At 67.8% G+C, this 21,948-nt stretch carries 20 protein-coding genes; 6 read left to right on the top strand and 14 right to left on the bottom strand.

The genetic code is table 11. The features are described 5' to 3' along the window. Positions 1-28 precede the first annotated feature (28 nt). The 5 genes from hutF to hutC form a co-directional block, all read right to left on the bottom strand. Entirely contained in the window at positions 29-1,402 is a 1,374-nt protein-coding gene (gene hutF / locus VGF12_RS06285; protein ID WP_331175186.1) for a formimidoylglutamate deiminase, read from the bottom strand. After that, complete coding sequence (gene hutG / locus VGF12_RS06280; RefSeq protein WP_331175185.1) at positions 1,390-2,190, bottom strand: N-formylglutamate deformylase; 801 nt, start codon at positions 2,188-2,190, stop codon at positions 1,390-1,392. Before hutG ends, hutF begins: the two co-directional genes overlap by 13 nt. Beyond that, positions 2,187-3,377 carry an imidazolonepropionase gene (gene hutI, locus VGF12_RS06275; RefSeq protein ID WP_331175184.1) on the bottom strand — a complete coding sequence of 397 codons (1,191 nt, stop codon included), beginning with the start codon at positions 3,375-3,377 and terminating at the stop codon, positions 2,187-2,189. Before hutI ends, hutG begins: the two co-directional genes overlap by 4 nt. After that, a complete protein-coding gene (locus VGF12_RS06270; protein WP_331175183.1) occupies positions 3,374-3,913 on the bottom strand; it encodes a HutD family protein in 540 nt (179 codons plus the stop codon). The genes hutI and VGF12_RS06270 overlap by 4 nt, the downstream gene beginning before the upstream one ends. A gap of 70 nt (positions 3,914-3,983) precedes the next feature. Beyond that, a complete protein-coding gene (gene hutC, locus VGF12_RS06265; protein WP_331175182.1) occupies positions 3,984-4,703 on the bottom strand; it encodes a histidine utilization repressor in 720 nt (239 codons plus the stop codon). 67 nt (positions 4,704-4,770) lie between these two features. On the opposite strand from hutC, the gene hutU reads away from it, so the two are divergent. After that, complete coding sequence (gene hutU, locus VGF12_RS06260) at positions 4,771-6,432, top strand: urocanate hydratase (RefSeq protein ID WP_331175181.1); 1,662 nt, start codon at positions 4,771-4,773, stop codon at positions 6,430-6,432. Further along, positions 6,429-7,934 carry a histidine ammonia-lyase gene (gene hutH / locus VGF12_RS06255; protein WP_331175180.1) on the top strand — a complete coding sequence of 502 codons (1,506 nt, stop codon included), beginning with the start codon at positions 6,429-6,431 and terminating at the stop codon, positions 7,932-7,934. The genes hutU and hutH overlap by 4 nt, the downstream gene beginning before the upstream one ends. A 205-nt stretch (positions 7,935-8,139) precedes the next feature. On the opposite strand, the gene clsB is transcribed toward hutH, so the two are convergent. The 9 genes from clsB to VGF12_RS06210 all read right to left on the bottom strand — a co-directional run bounded on the left by clsB (position 8,140) and on the right by VGF12_RS06210 (position 17,428). Continuing rightward, the gene (clsB, locus tag VGF12_RS06250) at positions 8,140-9,402 is read right to left on the bottom strand and encodes a cardiolipin synthase ClsB (protein ID WP_331175179.1); all 1,263 of its coding nucleotides are present in this window, start codon (positions 9,400-9,402) and stop codon (positions 8,140-8,142) included. A gap of 52 nt (positions 9,403-9,454) precedes the next feature. Continuing rightward, on the bottom strand, positions 9,455-10,255 hold the full coding sequence (locus VGF12_RS06245) for an endonuclease/exonuclease/phosphatase family protein (RefSeq protein ID WP_331175178.1): 801 nt from the start codon (positions 10,253-10,255) through the stop codon (positions 9,455-9,457). Beyond that, positions 10,252-10,749, bottom strand: coding sequence for a dihydroneopterin triphosphate diphosphatase (gene nudB, locus VGF12_RS06240; RefSeq protein ID WP_331175177.1), 498 nt, complete (start codon positions 10,747-10,749; stop codon positions 10,252-10,254). Before nudB ends, VGF12_RS06245 begins: the two co-directional genes overlap by 4 nt. Before the next feature lie 114 nt (positions 10,750-10,863). Continuing rightward, positions 10,864-12,654, bottom strand: a complete 1,791-nt coding sequence (gene aspS / locus VGF12_RS06235; RefSeq protein WP_331175176.1) for an aspartate--tRNA ligase — start codon at positions 12,652-12,654, stop codon at positions 10,864-10,866. An 85-nt stretch (positions 12,655-12,739) separates the two neighbouring features. After that, positions 12,740-13,420 (bottom strand): DUF502 domain-containing protein, encoded by a 681-nt coding sequence (locus VGF12_RS06230; RefSeq protein ID WP_331175175.1) that lies wholly within the window; start codon positions 13,418-13,420, stop codon positions 12,740-12,742. 12 nt (positions 13,421-13,432) lie between these two features. Continuing rightward, positions 13,433-13,741: an FmdB family zinc ribbon protein gene (locus VGF12_RS06225; RefSeq protein ID WP_331175174.1), complete on the bottom strand. Its 309-nt coding sequence runs from the start codon at positions 13,739-13,741 to the stop codon at positions 13,433-13,435. Between the two features lie 52 nt (positions 13,742-13,793). Next, positions 13,794-15,257, bottom strand: coding sequence for a sodium:solute symporter family protein (locus VGF12_RS06220; protein WP_331175173.1), 1,464 nt, complete (start codon positions 15,255-15,257; stop codon positions 13,794-13,796). Between the two features lie 66 nt (positions 15,258-15,323). After that, a complete protein-coding gene (gene ubiB, locus VGF12_RS06215; RefSeq protein ID WP_331175172.1) occupies positions 15,324-16,886 on the bottom strand; it encodes a ubiquinone biosynthesis regulatory protein kinase UbiB in 1,563 nt (520 codons plus the stop codon). After that, positions 16,883-17,428, bottom strand: a complete 546-nt coding sequence (locus VGF12_RS06210; protein WP_331175171.1) for a hypothetical protein — start codon at positions 17,426-17,428, stop codon at positions 16,883-16,885. The genes ubiB and VGF12_RS06210 overlap by 4 nt, the downstream gene beginning before the upstream one ends. A 133-nt stretch (positions 17,429-17,561) precedes the next feature. Between VGF12_RS06210 and VGF12_RS06205 the strand changes: the two genes are divergently transcribed. The 4 genes from VGF12_RS06205 to VGF12_RS06190 form a co-directional block, all read left to right on the top strand. After that, the gene (locus tag VGF12_RS06205) at positions 17,562-18,950 is read left to right on the top strand and encodes an undecaprenyl-phosphate glucose phosphotransferase (RefSeq protein ID WP_331175170.1); all 1,389 of its coding nucleotides are present in this window, start codon (positions 17,562-17,564) and stop codon (positions 18,948-18,950) included. Further along, positions 18,940-20,187 carry a hypothetical protein gene (locus VGF12_RS06200; protein ID WP_331175169.1) on the top strand — a complete coding sequence of 416 codons (1,248 nt, stop codon included), beginning with the start codon at positions 18,940-18,942 and terminating at the stop codon, positions 20,185-20,187. The genes VGF12_RS06205 and VGF12_RS06200 overlap by 11 nt, the downstream gene beginning before the upstream one ends. Beyond that, positions 20,184-21,206: a UDP-glucose 4-epimerase GalE gene (gene galE, locus VGF12_RS06195; RefSeq protein ID WP_331175191.1), complete on the top strand. Its 1,023-nt coding sequence runs from the start codon at positions 20,184-20,186 to the stop codon at positions 21,204-21,206. The genes VGF12_RS06200 and galE overlap by 4 nt, the downstream gene beginning before the upstream one ends. A gap of 2 nt (positions 21,207-21,208) precedes the next feature. After that, positions 21,209-21,948 (top strand): sugar phosphate nucleotidyltransferase (locus tag VGF12_RS06190; RefSeq protein WP_331175168.1); only part of this gene is annotated, 740 nt, incomplete at its 3' end.

Below are 21,948 nucleotides of genomic sequence, written 5' to 3'. Positions count from 1 at the left end.
TGAGACTAGCCTGTTGCCCGGTGTTCGACTAGCCGTCAGAACGCCACAGTTCGCGCATCGCCGCCTCGAAGGCATCGCCCACGCGCCCCGGCGCCCGCCAGGGTCTGGCCCGGCCGGCCACCCAGACCGACTGCCAGGGCGAGCCGTTGCTGCCAAAGACGACAGCGTCCAGCAAGGCTTCATCCGGCAGGCCGCGCAGGCCGTCGGCCTCGCGGTTCAGCACCATCGCATCGGCGCGCGCGCCAGGCGTCAGGCCCCAGGCCGCGAAACCGGCGGCACGAGCGCCCCCCGTCACCGCGGCGTCGAACAGCCGCGCCGCGCTGGATGCCTGGGTGCCCGGTGCCGCTGCGACGTTGCGTTGCCGCGCTGTCAGCCGCTGACCGTATTCCAGCCAGCGCAGCTCCTCCACCCAGCCACGCGTGACCTGACTGTCCGAACCCACCGTCAGCGGCACGCCATGAGACAGCCAGCGCGGCAGATCGGCCAGGCCGTCGCCAAGGTTGGCCTCCGTGCCCGGGCAGATGACGATGCCGGCACCGCTGCGGGCCACCGCCTCGATCTCCGCCGGCTCGGCATGCGTGGCGTGCACCAGTTGCCAGCGCGGATCGAGGCCGCCCTCTTCGGCCAGCCACTGGATGGGGCGCCGGCCCGTCGCCTGGAGGCAGTCGGCCACCTCGGCCGTCTGCTCGGCGACGTGAATGTGGATCGGCACGTCGGTGGCGCCGACCAGTTGCCGCAGGCGAGTCATGTCGGCCGGCGACGCACCGCGCAGCGAGTGCAGGGCCACGCCGGCATTCACGCGCGGCAGGCCGGCGGCCATGACGCGCTGGGAGGCCCGCCAGGCCCAGTCGGCATCGGCCGCGAAACGGTGCTGGTCGGGCCTGAGGCCGCTGGCGCCAAAGCCGCTGCGCGTGTAGACGACCGGCAGCAACGTGAGTCCGATGCCAGCGTCCTGGGCCGCCTCCGCCAGCGCCCAGGCCATGTCGAGCTCATCGTCGAAGGCTTGCCCCTGGGCCGGGTGGTGCAGGTAGTGAAACTCGCAAACCTGGGTATAGCCCCCACGCAGCAGCTCGGCATAGAGCTGGCTGGCCACCGCACGCAACTGCTGCGGCGAGATTCGAAGGGCCAGCGCATACATGCGATCCCGCCAACTCCAGAAGTCATCCTGGCCGGCCTCGCGGCGTTCAGCCAGGCCGACGAAGGCACGCTGGAACGCGTGGCTGTGGGCGTTGACGAGACTGGGGATGAGCGGTCCGGCCAGCACCTCGGCGCCGGGCGGCGCAGGCACATTGGCGGTGACCTCGGACCAATGGCCGCTGGCGTCCACGCTCAGCAGCACGTCGCGCTGCCAGCGGCCTTCCACCCACGCCAGCGGCGCGTGCAGACGTTTCAGGGCCGCCATGCGAGCATCTCCTGCAGCAGCCCCTCGATCAGCGGCGCCACCTTGGCAGCACGCGCCTCGTCGAAGGCGCCCGCCGGATCGCCGGATTCGTCCATGTAGCAGCGCTGGCACATCTCCAGTTGCACCGCGTGGACACCCTCACCCGGCCGGCCGTAGTGGCGAGTGATGTAGCCACCCTTGAAGCGGCCGTTGACAACCTGGCTGAAGCCCTTCTGGGCGGCCAGCAGGGCGCTCAGTCGCTCGGTGATGGGCGGCGCGCAGGAGGCGCCATCGGCCGTGCCGAGGTTGAGCGCCGTCAGTTCCCCTTCGAACAGCCAGGGCAGCACCGAGCGGATGCTGTGGCCTTCGAACAGCAGCGCGTGGCCATGCTCGGCCTGAAGGCGCCGCAGCTCACCGGCGAGCGCGTCGTGATAGGGCTGCCAATAGGCCTCGCGGCGCGCAGCAATCTCGGCCAGGTCGGGCTCGGCGCCGTCGCGGTACAACGGCTCGCTGGTGAAGAAGCGCGTCGGCACCAAGCCGGTGCCTCCGGCCGCGCCGGGGTAAAGCGGCTGATCGTCGGGCGGACGGTTCAGATCGATGACGTAGCGGCTGTAGCGCGGCACGAGCAGGCTGGCGCCCAGCTTGTCGGCCAGCGGACGGTAGAGGCGCTCCAGATGCCAGTCGGTGTCCTCGCTGGCCAGTGCGCGCGGCAACAGCCGGCTGTGCAGCTCGGCGGGAATCTCGATGCCCACATGGGGCAAGCTGATCAGCAGGGGCGCGCGGCCCTGCTGCAGGCGAAAGACGGTCATGCTTCTCCCTGGTTTCCTTTGAGAACCCGTTCTACCAGCGGGTTATGGCCAAAGCATGCTGCCAGCTCGCGCGGATGTCCGCCATCCCAGACACAGAAGTCGGCGCGCTGGCCGGCGACGAGCTGGCCACGGTCCTGCAACCCCAGCGCACGCGCCCCATGGACGGTCAGGCCGCGCAACGCCTCCTCGGGCGTCATCCTGAACAGCACGCACGCCATGTTCATCATCAAGAGTGGGGACAAGGTCGGGGAGCTACCCGGGTTGTGGTCGGTCGCGATGGCAATGGGGACGCCCGCCTCACGCAAGGCTTCGAGGGGAGGCAGCTGCGTTTCGCGCAGCGCATAGAAGGCGCCTGGCAGCAGCACGGCCACCGTGCCGGCCGCGGCCATGGCCTGGACGCCCGTCGGGCTGAGGTATTCGAGATGGTCACAGCTGAGCGCCCTGTAGGACGCAGCGAGCTGGGCGCCGCCTTGGTCACTCAGTTGCTCGGCATGCAGCTTGACCGGCAGGCCCAGACGCTGGGCGGCATCGAACACGCGGCCAACCTGGGCCGTGCTGAACGCGATGTGCTCGCAGAAGGCGTCGACAGCGTCGACCAGCCCCTCCTTGTGCAACGCCGGCAGCCACTGGCAGACGGCAGCGATGTAGTCGTCGGCGTCACTGAACTCGGGCGGCAGCGCATGGGCGGCCAGATAGGTCGTGCGCACGTCCACGCCCAGGTCCGCCAGCCGGCGCGCGACGCGCAGCATGCGCGCCTCGGTGGCGGCGTCCAGGCCGTAACCGGACTTGACCTCCAGCGTCGTCACGCCTTCGGCGATCAGCGCCCGCGCACGCCCGGTGGCCGCCGCCAGCAGTTGCGCCTCGGTCGAGGCGCGTGTCGCGGCCACGGTGGACTTGATGCCGCCGCCGGCCTTGGCGATGTCGGCATAACTGGCGCCGTGCAGGCGCTGCTCGAATTCGTTGGCGCGGTTGCCGCCATAGACGAGGTGGGTGTGGCAGTCCACCAGGCCCGGCGTGACGAGGGCGCCATGCAGCTCCGCCACTTCGTCGGCCGCTGGGGCATCGGCGCTCGGCCCGACCCAGCGCAGCAGGCCATCGCCATCGACGAGCAGCGCGCCATCGTCGATCAGGCCCCAGCCGCGCTCGCCCGCCAGCGTTGCGAGACGCCCGCCACGCCAGAGCTTCATCCTTCGTCGCTCCAGGTCAGCCACCAGGCATTGCCCTCGCCGGTGAAGACGCAGCTCTGCGCCACCGGCTCCTCGCACCAGGCCAGCGTCAGCGGCGCCATGGGCATGGCGCGGTGGCCATGCTCCAGCAGACCGCCTTCGACGGTGAACAGGCCGATCCAGGGCGTCCTGGGCAGCAGTACATGGTGCGCCGACTCGACCTCCAGGTTGCCGCGCCGCTCCATCACGTTGAAGACCTCGCTCGCGCCTTTGATCAGTTCGGCCTCAGGCGCCAATCCGCCGTCGAAGCGCAGCGGCTCGTCCCCGACGCTCTGCGGCCAGTCGAACAGGCGCAACCCTGCGCCGCCGATGACGGCGAGCCAGCGGTGCACGCCGGGAAAGGCCGAGAACGGCCCGTCGCGCTCCACGCGGGCAACGCTGATACGCAGCGCCCAGTCATGGGCGTGCGGCCAGGCGAGCAGCTCGCGCGTCGTGCCACCCTTGTTCTTCCAGGCCTGGGGCTCGACGTCGGCCGCGCTGACCTTGCTCCAACTCATGTTTTCGTCCTTGCACTCGGTCTCGCTCCGCGAGGAACCGCACATTCTCCGCAGCTCCAAGTCGCAATACTCATGCCGAGAAGCTCCCTTGCAATTGGTAACGCCCCCCCGGATGGGTCAGCTTCACCGAAGTGACCGCGACGCCACGGCTGTACGTGATGCGCTTCACGACCAGGCAGGGGTCGCGCCGATTGATGCCCAGCAACCGGGCCTCCACCTCGCCGGGCAGGGCGGCTTCGATCATGTAGCGCGCCTCGGACAGCGGCGCCACCTCCAGAAGGTAATGCGTCGGCGTGATCCGCGTGAAATCCTGCGCCAGGTATTCCGGCGCACAGGCCGGATTGACGGCACGTTCCTCGCACTGGATGGCGACGCCGTTCTCCAGGTGCACGATGAGGCTGAGGAAAACCGGCGCGCCGCGCTTGAGCCCCAGCTCCGCCGCCTGCTGCGGGGTGGCTTTGCCTTTCACCAGGGCATGCACGCGCGCCTCGTGGGCGCCGCCGCGTTCGACGATCTCCTCGTGCACGTCGCGCACATTCAGCGTCGACGAGATCCGATGTAGCTGGGCGACGAAGCTGCCCACACCCTGCACACGCTCGATCAGCCCCTCCTGCACCAACTCGCGCAGTGCGCGGTTCACCGTCATGCGGCTGACCTCGAACTGCGCCACCAGCGCCCCTTCGCTAGGCAGCAGGTCGCCGGCCACCCACTGGCCGCTGGCAATACCCTCACGCAGGTGGTTCTTGACCTTCAGGTACTGGGGTTCGGGACTGGTGGGGGCTCGGGACATGGCGGCCATCCTAGTTGACTTGACTTGTATATACAACTAGAGTCCGCCGCACTTTGAGGAGTTCCCGATGACCGCTCTGCCCCGCCCTGTCAAGGCCCCAACCGGTACCCAGCTGCATTGCAAGAGCTGGCTGACCGAAGCCGCCTACCGCATGCTGCAGAACAACCTCGACCCTGCCGTGGCCGAGAACCCGGATGCGCTGGTTGTCTACGGTGGTATCGGCAAGGCGGCGCGCAATTGGGATGCATTCGACGCCATTTGCAAGTCGCTGCGGGAGCTGGGCGACGACGAGACGCTGCTGGTGCAGTCGGGCAAGCCGGTGGGCGTGTTCCGCACCCATCCGGATGCGCCGCGCGTGCTGCTGGCCAACTCGAACCTGGTGCCAGCCTGGGCCACCTGGGAGCACTTTCACGAGCTGGACCGCAAGGGCCTCATGATGTACGGCCAGATGACGGCCGGCAGCTGGATCTACATCGGCAGCCAGGGCATCGTGCAAGGCACCTACGAGACCTTCGCCGAGGCGGCCCGCCAGCACTACGACGGTGTGGCAGCCGGGCGCTGGATCCTGACCGCCGGTCTGGGTGGCATGGGCGGCGCGCAGCCGCTGGCGGCAACCTTCGCAGGATTCTGCTCACTGAACATCGAATGCCAGCAGTCACGCATCGATTTCCGTCTCAAGACCCGCTATGTGGACGAGCAGGCCGCGGACCTGGACGACGCCCTGGCGCGCATCCAGGCCCACACCGCGGCCGGTCGCGCCGTGTCCGTCGCGCTGCTGGGCAATGCGGCCGAGGTGCTGCCCGAGCTGGTGCGTCGCGGCGTCAGGCCTGACCTCGTCACCGACCAGACCAGTGCCCACGACCTGATCAACGGCTACTGCCCACCAGGCTGGAGCGTCGAGCAGTGGAAGGCCGCCGCAGCCGACCCGACCCGCCACGCCGAATTGAAGGCCGCGGCCTCCGCCGGCTGCGCGGCGCATGTGCAGGCCATGTTGGCATTCAAGGCCCAGGGCATCCCGACGGTGGACTATGGAAACAACATCCGCCAGGTGGCGCTGGATCAGGGCGTAAAGAACGCCTTCGACTTCCCCGGCTTCGTGCCCGCCTACGTTCGGCCACTGTTCTGCGAGGGCAAGGGGCCGTTCCGATGGGTGGCGCTGTCGGGCGACCCCGAGGACATCCGCAAGACCGACGCCAAGCTGAAGGAACTGTTCCCGAGGCATGCCGCCCTGCATCGCTGGCTCGACATGGCTGCCGAACGCATCGCCTTCCAGGGCCTCCCAGCGCGCATCTGCTGGCTGGGTCTGGGTGAGCGCCACATCGCCGGCCTGGCCTTCAACGAGATGGTGAAGAACGGCGAACTGAAGGCGCCCATCGTCATCGGTCGCGACCACTTGGACAGCGGCTCCGTCGCCAGCCCCAATCGCGAAACCGAGGGCATGCGCGACGGCTCTGACGCCGTCTCCGACTGGCCGCTCTTGAATGCGCTGCTGAACACTGCCGGTGGCGCCACCTGGGTGTCACTGCATCACGGCGGTGGCGTAGGCATGGGCTACTCCCAGCACTCGGGCGTCGTCATCGTCTGCGATGGCACCGAGGCCGCCGCGAAGCGCATCGAGCGCGTGCTGTGGAACGACCCCGGCACCGGCGTAATGCGCCATGCCGATGCGGGCTACGAATCGGCCATCGCCTGCGCCAAGAAGAACGAACTGAACCTGCCGTCGCTATGAAACTGATCCCAGGACAACTGACCCTCTCCCAGCTCGCCGACATCGCCGCCGGGCGTGCCTCGCTGCAGCTCGACGATTGGAGCGCCGTCGACAAGAGCGCCGCCCTGGTGGCCGCCGCGGCAGCGGGCGACGCGCCCGTCTACGGCGTGAACACCGGCTTCGGCAAGCTTGCCAGCACCCGCATCGCCAAGGACCAGCTCGCCGCGCTGCAGCTCAACCTGATCCGCAGCCATGCGGTGGGCGTCGGCGCGCCGATGTCGCCCGAAGTGGTTCGGTTGATGCTGGCCACCAAGGCCGCCAGCCTGGCACGCGGCTTCTCGGGTGTGCGCCGCGTGGTCGTGCAGTCGCTGCTGGACGCCCTCAACGCCGGCTTCGTGCCCTATGTGCCGGCCCAGGGCTCTGTGGGCGCCAGTGGCGACCTCGCACCGCTGGCCCACCTGACGCTTGCACTGATGGGCGAAGGTGAGGCCCTAGTTGCAGGCCAGCGCGTCCCGGCCCGCGACGAACTCGACCGGCTGCAGCTGCCGCCGCTGACGCTGGCTGCCAAGGAAGGCCTGGCTCTCATCAATGGCACCCAGGCCAGCACGGCACTGGCACTTCACGCACTGCTGCGCTTCGAGGGCCTGTTCGCGACGGCGCTCGCCAGCGGCGCGATGACGCTGGATGCGGCGCGCGGCAGCGACGGCCCGTTCGACGCCCGCATCCACGAGGTGCGCGGCCAGCCCGGCCAGATCGAGGTCGCAGCCGTCTACCGCGAGCTGGCGGCCGGCAGCGCGATCCGCGCCAGCCACCGCGAGGGAGACGAGCGCGTACAGGACCCGTACTGCCTGCGCTGCCAGCCCCAGGTCATGGGCGCCTGCCTGGACCAGGCCCGCCATGCGACGGAGGTGCTGGTGCGCGAGGCCAACGCCGTCACCGACAACCCGCTGGTCTTCGACGACGTGATGATCTCCGGCGGCAACTTCCACGCCGAGCCCGTCGCTTTCGCGGCGGACAACCTGGCGCTGGCCATCGCCGAGGTCGGCGCCATCGCCGAGCGCCGCATCGCGATGTTGATCGACCCGGGCATCTCGCGCCTTCCGCCCTTCCTGACCGCCGACGCCGGCCTGCACAGCGGCTTCATGATCGCCCATGTGACGGCTGCGGCCCTGGCCAGCGAAAACAAGAGCCTCGCCCACCCGGCCAGCGTCGACAGCCTGCCCACCAGTGCCAACCAGGAAGACCACGTCTCGATGGCCACCTTCGCTGCGCGCCGCCTGCACGCGATGATCGACAACACGGCCCACATCGTGGCCATCGAACTGCTGGCCGCCGCCCAGGGCATTGACTTCCTGCGCCCGCTGCAAAGCTCGGCGCCGGTGGAGGCCTTGCACGCTCGGCTGCGAGCCGACTGCGCCAGCAGCCCAGCCGACCACTACCTGGCGCCGGATATTGAGCGTGCCGCGGCGTTGGTGCAGGCGGGCGTGCTGACGGCGCCGCAGGCGCCGCGCTTTGGCGACTGAACGTTCGCGCTGAGATCGCGGCGGTAGCCCGGACATAGGGCCTGATGCCCGACGCGCGGGTGGCGTCAGATCCACTTCCGCGACGACGACGAACTGGGCGTTCAGGGCACTGGGCTCGAACCGGCAGTCGGGAGCTGGCCCTTGGCTGGCGTCCAGCGCAGCCTTGCCCTGGGTGGCCTTGCGTGGCTCGAGAAAGCTGTGGCGTTCAATATCGCCCGGCTGCCCCCGCCACACGCAGGAAGACGTAGGCAAACCAGGCCACGACGGCCCGGTGCAACATGGCGCGCAGCCCCGTGCCGCCATGCTCGCCGACGCGACTGGACACGGCAATAGCCATCTCAATCTCATCCGCCAGCCGAGCCGAAAAACCCGCATCCTCGACAACGACGTTGGCCTCCAGGTTGACCAGCAAAGACAACGGGTCGATGTTGGAACTGCCGACGGTGGCCCACTGCCCGTCAACGACGGCAACCTTCGCATGCAGGAAGGCCGGGGTGTACTCGTAGATCTCGACACCATGGCCCAGCAGGTCTGCGTAGAGGGCCTCGGCCGCCCACCCGGCGATGCGGTAGTCCAGCTTGCCCTGCAGCAGCAGGCGCACGCGTACGCCCCGATCTGCCGCCTTGCGCAGGGCCTGGCGGATGCGCTGGCCTGGATAGAAATAGGGGCAGACGAGGTCCACACTGGCGCGCGCGCCCCGGATCGCGTCCGTATACGCATGCTCGATGGTGCGGCGCCGGCGCAGGTTGTCACGCAGCACGAAGGCAGCGCTGACAGGCCGCAGGCGCGATGGCGGTTCGGCCAGGCGCTGCGGGCCGCGCCAGAGCTGCGTCAGCCACAGGCCAAAGCGGCGGCGCAGCGGCACGTAGTCCAGTAGCGCGTCGTCGAAGTCGCGCCCCAGCCAGGCACGCGACCAGATCGAGCGCACGCTCTGAGCCACCAGGTCCACCAAGCCACCGCTCACCTGCACGGCGAAGTCCAGGCGCGGCAGCTCGGTGCGCCCGTGATGGAGGTCGATGCGGTCGTCGATGATGTTGATGCCGCCGACGAAGGCCTGCTCGCCATCGACCACGCAGAGCTTTTGGTGCAGGCGACGCAGTTGGCCGGGCTGGAACCAGCGCCACCAGCGATCCATGGGCCGGAACACGGCGAAGGCCACGCCGCTTCCGGCAAAGCGCTCCTGCAGCACCCGGATGCTGGCACCGCTGCCGAAGCCATCGACGACGAGGCGCACGCGCACGCCTCGCCGGTCGGCCGCCAGCAGCGCGTCCACGAGAGCCAGCGAGGTCTCGTCGTGGTGAAAGATGTAGGTCGCCAGCCAGATCTCCCGGTGAGCTCGCGCGATGGCTGCATGCATGCACGGAAAGAGCTGGTCGCCACCGCGCAGCAGCTCGATCTGGTTGCCGCCGACGAAGCCGGGATCGACGGCGTGGTGGCGGCGACGGCGCTTCGTGCCCAGCCGCCTCACCGAGGCATCCTTTGCGCCATGTGGCAAGCCTCCCGGGATGGTCGCGCGAGGCTCATTCCAGCGCCAACTCCACGAGCAGCGGCAAATGGTCGGACATCCGCGCCCAACTGGAACCGCGGGGCACCTGAACGCCGGTGCAGCGCAGGCCGCTCATGTAAACGCGGTCCAGCGCGAACACCGGCAGCCGCGACGGGAAGGTGGATGAGCGTGCGCGCCCATGGGGCGGCGCGGCGCGGCGCAGGCCATGGGCGCGCATGGAGGGATCCAGCCGTTCACCCCAGTCGTTGAAGTCGCCGGCCACGAGCACGGGAGCTCCCGCTGGCACATGCTCGCGAACGAAGGCCGCGAGACGGTCGACCTGGCGCATGCGGCTGGCATGGATCAGCCCGAAGTGGGCAACGACGACATGCACCACCGTCCCCTGCCAATGCACCGGCACGTGCAGCAGGCCCCGCTGCTCGAACGCATGGTCCGACACGTCGTGGTGCCCGATGTCGCCCATGGGCCAGCGAGAAAGCAGCGCATTGCCATGCTCGCCGAACTTGGTCGTCGCGTTGGTGCGATAGGCCACCTCGTAGCCCTCGGGCGCAAGGAAGTCGGCCTGGCCCTTTTCTGGCCATCCGAACCATGTACGGTCAAAGTAGGCAGCCTCACGGTGGTGGAAGAGGCGCACCTCCTGCAGGCAGACGAGGTCGGCGTCCAGCGCCTCGACACCCATCTGGAGGTTATGGATCTCCAGACGCTTGGCCGGCCCCAAGCCCCGCACACCCTTGTGGATGTTGTAGGTGGCCACCCGCAACACATCGCCCGGGGGGTGGGGTACAGGGCGGGCGGAGGATCTGATCGCGTTCATGACGCTCGGGCGAATCCGGCGGTGCTGAAGCGAGGCAACTGCAGCACCGCCTCGGCATTGGACGGCGAGAAACAGCGGTCCGCGGCCTCATGCCACGGCAACCAGACCCACGATACGTGCTCGCGAGGCGACAACGTCGGCGTCAGTGCCTCGCGCAGCTGTAGGCCGAAGACGTGTTCGGTGTTGCGCGTGACACCCGGGGCATAGCGATACCGCCACTGCGGGTAGATCTCGTAGATGTTGGCAAGGTTCCAGTCGCGCAGCTCACCGCCCAGGGCGTCGACGTCAAAGCCGGTTTCCTCCAGCACCTCACGGCGCGCAGTCTCGGTCAACGGCTCGTCCAGGCGGTCCTTGGAGCCGGTGACGCTTTGCCAGTAGCCGGGGTGGTCGGCGCGTTCGATCAGCAGCACCTGCAGGTCGTTTGTGTGAACAACGACGAGGACCGACTCGGGGATCTTGTGCGGCCGCTGGGCCGCGCGGGTCTCGGACAACATGCGACCAGCATAGCGCCGGCGGGTCCCAGCTTCCGGTCATCGCGACCGCACTTGTTGCGGCCCAAAGCAACGAAGCCCCGCAGAGGCGGGGCTTCTTGCCGTGAGGCTGGCCGGTCAGGCCGCCGGCGTCGCGTTACGCAGGCGGATATGCAGTTCGCGCAGCTGCTTCTCGTCGACCAGCGACGGTGCGCCGGTCAGCAGGCACTGGGCGCGCTGGGTCTTCGGGAAGGCGATGACGTCACGGATGGACTCGGCCTTGGTCATCATCGTGACGATGCGGTCCAGGCCGAAGGCCAGACCGCCATGCGGCGGCGCGCCGTACTGCAGCGCGTCCAGCAGGAAACCGAACTTGATGCGCTGGTCCTCGGCGTTGATGTTCAAGGCCTCGAAGACCTTGGCCTGCACCTCTGCGCGGTGGATACGCACCGAGCCGCCGCCCAGCTCCCAGCCGTTCAGCACCATGTCGTAGGCCTTGGCGATGCACTTGCCCGGGTCGCTGACCATCAGGTCCTCATGACCGTCCTTCGGTGCCGTGAACGGGTGGTGAACGGCCGCCCAGCGGTTGTTCTCCTCGTCGTGCTCGAACATCGGGAAGTCGACCACCCACAGCGGCGCCCACTTGTCTTCGAACAGGCCTGCGTTCTTGCCGAACTCGCTGTGGCCCACCTTCAGGCGCAGCGCGCCAATGGCGTCGTTGACGACCTTGGCCTTGTCGGCGCCGAAGAAGATCAGGTCGCCGTCCTGCGCGCCGGTGCGCTTCAGGACTTCCGCGACGGCTTCGTCGTGCAGGTTCTTGACGATGGGCGACTGCAGGCCTTCGCGACCCTTGGCCACTTCATTGACCTTGATCCAGGCCAGGCCCTTTGCACCATAGATCTTCACGAACTCGGTGTAGGCATCGATCTCGCCGCGGCTCATGGCAGCGCCACCCGGCACTCGCAGCGCGACGACACGACCGCCCGGCGTCGTGGCCGGGCCGGAGAAGACCTTGAAGTCGACGGTCGTCATGGCGTCGGTCAGCTCGGTGAACTCGAGCTTCACGCGGAGGTCGGGCTTGTCGGAGCCGAAGCGGTGCATGGCCTCCGCGTACTTCATGACCGGGTAGTCGCCCAGCTCGACATTCAGTGCCTTGCGGAAGACGTGGCGGATCATGCCCTCGAACATCGAGCGGATCTCTTCCTCGGTCAGGAACGAGGTCTCGATATCGATCTGGGTGAACTCGGGCTGACGATCGGCGCGCAGGTCCTCGTCGCGGAAGCACTTGGTGATCTGGTAGTAGCGGTCGAAGCCCGCCACCATCAGCAACTGCTTGAACAGCTGCGGCGACTGCGGCAGCGCAAAGAAGTGGCCGTCATGCACGCGGCTGGGCACGAGGTAGTCACGCGCACCCTCGGGCGTGGACTTGGTCAGCATCGGCGTCTCGATGTCGACGAAGCCGTGCTCGTCCAGGAACTTGCGGACCTCCATCGCCACCTTGTAGCGCAGCATGAGGTTGTTCTGCATGTACGGGCGACGCAGATCCAGCACCCGGTGCGTGAGGCGAGTCGTCTCGGACAGGTTGTCTTCGTCGATCTGGAACGGGATGGGCACCGAGGCGTTCAGCACCTCGATCTCGTGGCACAGCACTTCCACCTTGCCGCTGACGAGGTTGGCGTTCTCGGTGCCGGCCGGGCGGGCACGCACCTTGCCGACGATCTTCAGGCAGTACTCGCTGCGCACGTCTTCCGCCACCTTGAACATGTCGGCGCGGTCGGGGTCGCAGACGACTTGCACGAGGCCTTCGCGGTCGCGCAGGTCGATGAAGATGACACCGCCGTGGTCGCGGCGGCGATGGGCCCAGCCCATCAGGGTCACGGTCTGGTCGAGCAGCTTTTCGCTGACTTGGCCGGCATAGCAGGTACGCATGAGGTTCTCCGAATTCTTTGCAGGGGTGTCTTGTGGGCGCTGATGAGCTCGTTCGGCTCTCAGGATTGAACGCCTGCCGGGGCGTTCAACCCGGCTGATTTCGCGCGGCCTCGTCCGACCCGCTGCAGGGGTCGCCGGGGTGGGCGAGAGGGGCCACCGTGCCCATGGAGATGATGTACTTCAGCGCCTCGTCCACCGTCATGTGCAGCGGCTTGACGTCAGCGCGCGGCATGATGAGGAAGAAGCCCGATGTGGGGTTGGGCGTCGTCGGCACGTACAGGCTGACATGCTCCTGCGCCAGGTGGCACGCCACCTCGCCGCTGGGGGAGCCCGTCACGAAGGCGATGGTCCAGGATCCTTCGCGCGGGTACTGCACCAAAACAGCCTCGCGGAAGGCATTGCCGCTGCTGGAGAACAGCGTGTCCGACACCTGCTTGACCGAGCTATAAATGCTCTTGACGATCGGGATGTTGGACATCAGCCGGTCCCACTGCGTCAACAGCCATTGGCCGAAGATGTTGGCCACCAGAACGCCGGTGGCCAGCAGGCCGCCGGCCAGGATGACCACGCCGAGGCCGGGCACGTGGCGCAGCTCGAGCAGGCCGTCGCGCAGCGAGGCCGGCACGATCAGGGCCAGCGCGGCCAGCAACGACCCGAAAACGCCGTTGACGACGTCCAGGACCTGGCCCAGCACCCAGATGGTGATGGCCAGCGGCAGCCAGACCAGCAGGCCGGCGACCAGATATTTGCGAAGTGAGGCGCCCACGGAGCTGTTCGGTCAGTGGCAGGCGCAGGAGCCGCCGCAGGGAGTTGACGACGTGCTGCCTGCAGCCTCGGCCTTGGGCGCTTCGCCACCCGCGGCCTCCGCCGGAGCCGCCGCGGCACCGGCCGCGCCCGCCGTGGCGCCGCCCTTGAAGTCGGTCGCATACCAACCGGAGCCCTTCAGCTGGAAGCCGGCAGCAGTGATCTGCTTGGAAAAGCTCTCGGCCCCGCAGGCCGGGCAGGTGGTCAGCGGCGCGTCGGACAGCTTCTGCAGCACGTCCTTGGCGTGGCCACAGGCGCTGCAGCGGTAGGCGTAGATCGGCATGGCGAGGTCTTCGAGGACGAAAAGCCCGCCATTTTAGCGGAGGCGCCCGGACTCAGCCGTGCGGCGGCAGGTGATGGCTGACATGCTCGCGGCGATCGGTCAGCCACTGCGGCATCAGCGAGCCGGCCACCATCGCCACCAGGGCCGCCAGCAGGCCGGCCAGTTGGCCCGGGAAAAACTCGCCCCAGGTCGTGACCTGCGGGAAGAACACGACCCACACGGCCACGCCGGCAAAGATGGAAAACACGGCGCCCTGTGTCGTCGCGCGGCTCCAGTACAGGCCAAACACCAAGGGCACGAAGGCCGCGACCAGCGTGACCTGGTAGGCCGCACTGACCAGCTCGTAGATGGACGTCCCCTGCAGCGCGATCGCGTAGACCAGCACGAAGAACGCAAAGATGACCAGCGTCACGCGCATCGCGACGAGCTGCTGGCGGTCCGTCATGCCCGGGCGGATCTGCTTGAGGATGTTCTCGACGAAGCTGGTCGTCGGCGCCAGCAGTGTGGCCGACGAGGTGCTCTTGATGGCCGAGAGCAGCGCGCCGAAGAACAGGATCTGCATGAACAGCGGCATGTGGCCCATGATGAAGCTGGGCAGCACGCGCTGGTAGTCGTTCTGCGCCAGCTCCAGCGCCTTGTCGCCCATGACGACGACCGCTGCCAGCACGATGAACATGGGCACAAAGGCAAAGGCGATGTAGCTGAAGCCGCCGATCATGGCGCCCCGCTGCGCCGTCTTGGCATCCTTGGCGGACATGACGCGCTGGAAAACGTCCTGCTGCGGTATGGAGCCCAGCATCATCGTCAGCCCCGCGCCAATGAACATGGCCATGTCGGTGAACGTCGGCGGGGGCAGGAAGCGGCCCAGATCGCGCGACTGGGCCAGGTCCAGCACCTTGGACGCCCCGCCAGCCAGATCAGCTGCGAAGACGGCGATGACTGCCAGGCCAATGACCAGCACGATCATCTGGATGAAGTCCGTCCAGGCCACAGCCAGGAAGCCACCGATGACGACGTACACCAGCACCGCGAGCAGGCCGACGATCATGCCCATCTGCGGGCTCATGGCGCCATCGGTCAGGATGTTAAAGACGAGGCCCAGCGCGGTGACCTGGGCGGCGACCCAGCCGAGATAGCTCAGGATGATGGCCAGCGAACAGAAGATCTCCACGCCCTTGCCGAAGCGCTGGCGGTAGAAGTCGCCGATGGTCAACAGGTTCTTGCGGTAGAGCCTGGCAGCGAAAAAGGCGCCCACGAGTACCAGGCAGAGGCCCGCGCCGAACGGGTCTTCCACGATGTCATGCAGTCCCCCCTGCACGAAGCGGGCCGGGATGCCCATCACTGTCTCGGCGCCGAACCAGGTCGCGAAGGTCGTCGTGACGACCATGATGAGCGGAAGGCTGCGCCCGGCAACGGCGAAGTCCGCCGTGTTCTTGACGCGCGTGCCGGCCCAGACGCCGATGCCCAGTGTGCCGAGGAGGTAGAGCACGACGAAGACGATGAGCGTGGTGTTCATGGGCGCGGGAGCGGGTTGGGCCGGAAAATTTGGCGCGGATTATGAAGGCGTCGTGACGCCGCCGACTCAGAACCCGAGATCCAGAAAGCGCAGCGCCAGCCAGGCCAGCGTGATGCCGACCGCAAAACCGGCCGCTCCCCAAAGCAGTCCGGACAGCAGCCGGTTGGTGCTTCGCAGCTCGCGCACGAGGGCGCGCAGGTCCGCATCGCCGCCGCGCTGGGCCTGCTGTTTCAACGCGTCGTGCAGCAGGCGCGGCAGCTCGGGGATGAGCTGAGCGAAGCGCGGCGCCTCCTTCATCAGCTGCTTGTTGAACGCCGGCCAGCCCACCTGGTCGTTCATCCAGCGTTCCAGGAAGGGCTTCGCCGTGGCCCAGAGGTCCAGCTCGGGGTCCAGCTGCCGGCCCAGGCCTTCGACGTTGAGCAGCGTCTTCTGCAGCAAAACGAGCTGCGGCTGGATCTCGACGTTGAAGCGACGGGAGGTCTGGAACAGGCGCATCAGCACCTGACCGAGGGAGATGTCTTTCAACGGCCGGTCGAAATGAGGCTCGCAAACCGCCCGGACCGCACTTTCAAGCGCGTCCACGCGGGTCTCGGGCGGCACCCAGCCGGAGGCGATGTGCAGCTCGGCCACGCGTTTGTAGTCGCGCTGGAAGAAGGCGATGAAGTTCTGCGCGAGGTAGTCCTTGTCCACCTCGGTGAGCGTGCCGATGATGCCGAAGTCCAGGGCCACGTACCGGCCGAATGTCTCGGGCGCCAGGCTGACCTGGATGTTGCCGGGGTGCATGTCGGCGTGAAAGAAACCGTCGCGGAAGACCTGGGTGAAGAAGATGGTCACGCCGTCACGGGCCAACTTCTTGATGTCGATGCCAGCCTCTTCCAGCACAGCACGCTGCGAGATGGGCACGCCCTTCATGCGCTCCATGACGATGACCTCGGAGCTGCACAAGTCCCAGTGCATCTCGGGCACCATGACCAGGTCCAGGCCGTCCATGTTGCGGCGCAGCTGGGCTGCATTGGCCGCCTCGCGGACGAGGTCGAGCTCGTCGTGCAGGTACATGTCGAACTCGGCGACCACCTCGCGCGGCTTCAAGCGCCGGCCGTCGGCTGAGAAGCGCTCGATCCATCCCGCGAGCTGGCGCATCAGCGCCAGGTCGTCGTCGATGATGTCCAGCATGCCGGGGCGCAGCACCTTGACGGCGACCTCGCGGCCGTCCTTCAGCGTCGCGAAGTGGACCTGGGCGATGCTGGCGCTGGCCACGGGCTCGGCGTCGAAGCTCGCAAACAGCTCCTCCAACGGCCTGCCGAAGGCGCGTTCCACCATCTCGCGAGACAGTGCCGCCGGAAAGGGCGGCACGCGGTCCTGCAGCTTGGCCAGCTCCAGCGCGACGTCCACGGGCAGCAGGTCGCGCCGGGTCGACAGCACCTGACCAAACTTGACGAAGATGGGGCCTAGGCGCTCCAGCGCCATGCGCAGCCGCACGCCGCGCGGCTCCCGCCAGCGCCGGCCCAGCCGCGTCACGCGACGCAGCAGCTGGAAGCGCCGCCGGCGCAGGCCCGACAGGGCCAGGTCATCGAGACCGAAGCGCCAGACCGTCCACAGGATGACCAGCAGCCGCGAGACAAACCTCATGCGGCGCCGCCGGACGTCGTCGTCGCGAAACGCGCAGCCATGCCCGACAGCGAGCGCCGCAGCGTGCGGCCGAACTGAGCCAGTTGCCGAGCCGCCAGTGGCCCGGCGATGCCGGCGAGATCGTCCTCGATGTCCCAGCGCAGGTTGTCCATCAGCCAGTGCATCTCGCCGGCGAAGGCGGCATCGCCCTGCACGCTGACGGTGGGCGACTCGCCGCTCAGCGCGCCCAGGGCCAGCTTGGCTGGGTTGGCGGCATCGATCTCGATGCGCAGCCCCCCCTGGCCGGGGGGCGGGGCGTCCAGGCGCTCGAACAACCCGGCCGGTGTCACACCCAGTATCAAATCAGGTGCGGCAGGCAACAGGGCCGGCCAACGCGCCAGATGCACGACAAGTCCGCGTCCAGCAAGGGCGCGCAGGCGCTGCGTCGCAATCGGCTCCCGAGAGACGACATGGTTGATCAGGAGCACGAGGCGGTCCTGCAGGGCCGGCATCAGCAGCGGCGTGAGCGACGGCAGGGGTGGCATGGGCCAGGGAGAAGACATGGCGAAGATTGTAGGCAGCGGACCCTGAACAAGGGACGCTGCGGTTTCGACCGTCAAATTTGTTGGTAGAGAATCCTCGTTCGCTTTTTCAGCCCCGTGAGTCCCGGTTCCGGGGCGCACCGAACCGACCACGATGTTTGAGGACCGCAGCTACAAGAGGACGTTCTACAGCGCACCGCAGTCGGTCGAGTCCCTGATTGCCGCCTTCCTCGAGCCAGGCATCATCGTTCTGACCTTCCTCGTCGTGAATGGCCACTTCGACGAGCCCGTGCTGCGGCCGGCCCTGACGCTGTGCCTGCTGGTATTCGCCCTCACCTTCCCGGGTCGCAACCGCTTCAGCGACCACCCGGCCAGCGCCCTGGTCGACGTGCTGTCGTCCTGGCTGGTGTTGCTGGGCATTCTGCTGCTGTGCGGCTATGCAACCAACAGCCTGCACTATTTCGAGAATGAGGTGCTGCTCTGGTGGGCGGTCATCACACCCATCGCGCAGATCGCGGCGACCGAGGCCGGTCGCCGCGTCCAGCAATGGCGGACCCGCGATCCCGGGGCCCGTCGCACGGCGGTCATCGTCGGTGCCGGGCCGCTGGGCCACAAGGTGGCACGTGCACTGAGGGACTCACAGGGTGTCATCTGCCTCGGGTACTTCGACGACCGCAGCCCCGAGCGCCTGCATCCCGAGGCCGGCGCCTCCATCCTGGGCACGCTGTCCCAGCTCAGCGACTTCGTGCGCGACAAGAGCGTGCGCGAGGTCTACATCACGCTGCCGCTGGGCTCGCAGCCACGCATCGTCGAACTGCTGGAGCAGGTGCAGGGCACGACCGCGTCCCTCTTCTTCGTGCCAGACGTGTTCGGTATCAGCATCATCCAGGGACGGCTGCAGGACATGAACGGCGTGCCCGTCGTCGGCATCTGCGAGACGCCTTTCACGGGGACCAACCAGCTCGTCAAGCGGCTCAGCGACATGGTGCTGGCCACGCTCATCCTCATACTGATCTCGCCGCTGCTGCTGGCGGTGGCCCTCGGCGTCAAGCTCAGCTCGCCCGGCCCGGTGATCTTCAAGCAGCGCCGCAACGGCCTGGATGGCGAGGAGATCATCGTCTACAAGTTCCGGTCGATGCGAACGCTGGACAACGGTCCGGTGGTCAAGCAGGCCACCAAGGACGATCCGCGCATCACCCCCTTCGGCGCCTTCATCCGCCTCACCTCGCTGGACGAGCTGCCGCAGTTCGTCAACGTGCTGCAGGGGCGCATGAGCATCGTGGGGCCGCGACCGCATGCGGTCGCGCACAACGAGGAGTACCGCAAGCTCATCAAGGCCTACATGGTGCGGCACAAGGTCAAGCCCGGCATCACCGGCTGGGCTCAGGTGAACGGCCTGCGCGGCGAGACCGACAGCATCGACAAGATGGTGGCGCGCGTCGAATACGATCTGGAATACTTGCGCAACTGGTCGCTGGCCCTCGATCTGCAGATCATCCTGCGCACCGTGAGGCTGGTCGTGTTCGATCGACATGCCTACTAAGCCCCATCGCCTCCCCTGCCTCCGGGCCGCGCTCGCCGTCCTGGCCTCGGCTACTGCCCTGGTCCCGTCGGCGCAGGCCCAGACCGACGACACCACGCCGTTCTACGTCGGCGGCTCACTGGGCGTCTCCCATGTCTCCAACGTCTTCCGGCAAACGAACGCGAACAACAGCGACACCGTGATGAGCACGGGCCTGCTCGCCGGCCTGGACCAGCGCTTCGGCCGCCAGCATGTCACGGTGGACGGCTTGCTACAGAACAACCGCTACTCCGACAACCGGGACCTGAACAACCAGTCCTACACGCTGCGCAGCGCCCTGGCCTGGCAGACGGTGGGAAACCTGTCGGGCACGCTGAGCGCGGCTTCCAGCCGTGCGCTGGCCGATTTCAACATCGGCAACGGCGTCGACCCCATCTTCAAGAAGAACACCGAGCGCAACGACGAGTACGCCGCACTGGTACGGCTGGGCGTGCTGACCCGCTATTCGGTCGAAGCCGGCTGGACCCACAAGGAGCGCGAGTTCAGCGCCGTCGAGTACGACCGCTTCGCGTACCGGCAGGACACCGCCCAGATGGGCGTTTACGCCACGCCGGGCGGCAACGTGAGGCTGGGCCTGGTTGGACGTCACACCAAGGGACAGTACCCGCGCTACCCCGTCGGCCTCATCTTCAACCCTGACACACTGAAGTTTGAGATCCGAACCGAGGCCGACGACTACACGCGCAATGACTTCGACTTCACCACCAACTGGAACACTGGCGGCAGCAGCACTTTGAATACGCGCTTGAGCCGCAGCCACCTCAAGCACAGCCTGGACAGCCTGCGGGACTTCAGCGGCACCACTGGCGCGGTCGGCTGGACCTGGCGGCCCACGGGCAAGATCCAGCTGGGTGTGCAGTACGCGCGCGACACCGGCCAGGAGAGCACGAGCCAGGCGACCGACGTGAACCGCCTCTACACGAGCTGGCGCTTGACCGGCAGCTATGCGCTGACGGGCAAGCTGACGCTGAATGCGAGCGCCAACCGCAACCGCAGTCATCGCGCGGGTGACCCCAGCGCCAAACTCGCAGAGGCCTTTGACAGCGACCAGGCCTACAGCCTGGGCATGAGCTGGGCCTTCTCGCGCGGTCTCAGCCTGTCCTGCCAATACAACCACGCCAGCCGAGACAGCAGCGTGCCGCAATACGTCTACAGTGCCAGCAGCTACGGCTGCACGGGCCAAGCCATCGTCTACTGATGACCACCATCCTGCTGACCGGCGCCGCCGGCTATATCGCCTCGCACACCTGGCTGGCGCTTCAGCAGGCCGGTTACCGTGTCGTCGGCGTGGACAACTTCGCCAACAGCTCGCCCGCGGTGCTGGAGCGCCTGGTGGAGCTGGCCAGCGCACCCATCGAGTTCGAGCGAGCCGACGTCTGCGATGCCGCTGCCCTGGACGAAATCTTCGCCAGCCACCGACCGGCGGCGGTCGTGCACTTCGCGGCCTACAAGGCCGTCGGCGAGTCGGTCAGCCAGCCGCTGGCCTATTACCGCAACAACGTCGGCGGGCTCGTCAACACCTGCGAGGTCATGAAGCGTCATGGCTGCACGCGCATGGTCTTCAGCTCCAGCGCCACGGTCTACGGCGCCCCGGATCGGCTGCCCCTGCGCGAGGACGCGCCAACCTCGGCGACCAACCCCTATGGCGCCACCAAGCTGATGGGCGAGCAGATCCTGCGTGACCTCGGCGTGAGTGACCCGGCATGGCAGACGGCCTGCCTGCGCTACTTCAATCCGGTCGGCGCCCACGAGAGTGGCCGCATCGGCGAAGACCCACGCGGCACGCCCAACAACCTGATGCCCTATGTCGCCCAGGTGGCGGTGGGCCGACGCGCCAGGCTGTCCGTCTTCGGCGGCGACTACGCGACGCCGGACGGCACCGGCGTGCGTGACTACATCCATGTGACGGACCTCGCCGAGGGTCATGTCGCAGCGCTGCGCTGGCTGCTGGCCAATCCCGGTTCGCTGACCGTCAACCTCGGCACCGGCAAAGGCTACAGCGTGCTCGACCTGGTGCGCGCCTACGAGGCTGCCAGCGGCCGTAGCGTGCCCTACGACATCGTTGCGCGGCGCCCCGGCGACGTGGCCGCCTGCTGGGCCGACCCGGCGCTGGCCCGCGAGACAATCGGTTGGCAGGCCCAGCTGGACCTCACCCGCATGTGTGAGGACAGCTGGCGTTGGCAACATCTCAACCCTCACGGCTTCAGCCCCGCGTGAACATGATCCAGGTCCAACCCGTCATCATGGCTGGCGGCTCCGGCACGCGACTGTGGCCGTTGTCGCGCGCCGGCTATCCCAAGCAGTTCCTCGTGCTGTCGGGCAACGAGAGCCTGTTCCAGCTCGCCGCGCGCCGGCTCGCCGCGCTCGCCGCGCCGGACCTGGCACTGGCCGCGCCGTGCATCGTCGGCAATGAGGAGCACCGTTTCCTCGTGCTGGATCAACTGCGCGAGACCCGCCTGGAGCCCAGCAGCGTGCTGCTGGAGCCCTGCGGCCGCAATACCGCACCTGCGATGACGCTGGCGGCGCTGGCCGCACTGGAAGGCGGCGCGGACCCCGTCCTCGTCGTCACGCCGGCAGACCAGACGGTCACCCAGCCTGCCGCCTTCACCGCGGCACTTCAGGAAGCGGTGCGCATCGCAGCCGACGGTGCCATTGCCATACTGGGCATCACACCTGTCCGTGCGGAGACGGGCTATGGCTACATACGCGCCACGAGCGATGGCACGGGGCTGGCCGTGGCGCAGTTCGTCGAGAAACCCGACCTGGAAACGGCCCAGCGCTACCTGGCCGAGGGCGGCTACTACTGGAACAGCGGCATGTTCGTGCTGCGCGCCAGCGTGTGGATGAAGGCGCTGGAGCGCTTCCGCCCCGACATCGCCGCCGCCACCCGCGCCTCGTGGGCCGCGCGCAAGGCCGACGCCAAGTTCATCCGCCCCGGCAAGGCCGAGTTCGCCGCCGT

Source organism: Roseateles sp. (genome assembly GCF_036404855.1).
Classification (GTDB): domain Bacteria; phylum Pseudomonadota; class Gammaproteobacteria; order Burkholderiales; family Burkholderiaceae_C; genus Pelomonas.
This window is presented reverse-complemented; position numbering and strand designations above follow the sequence as displayed.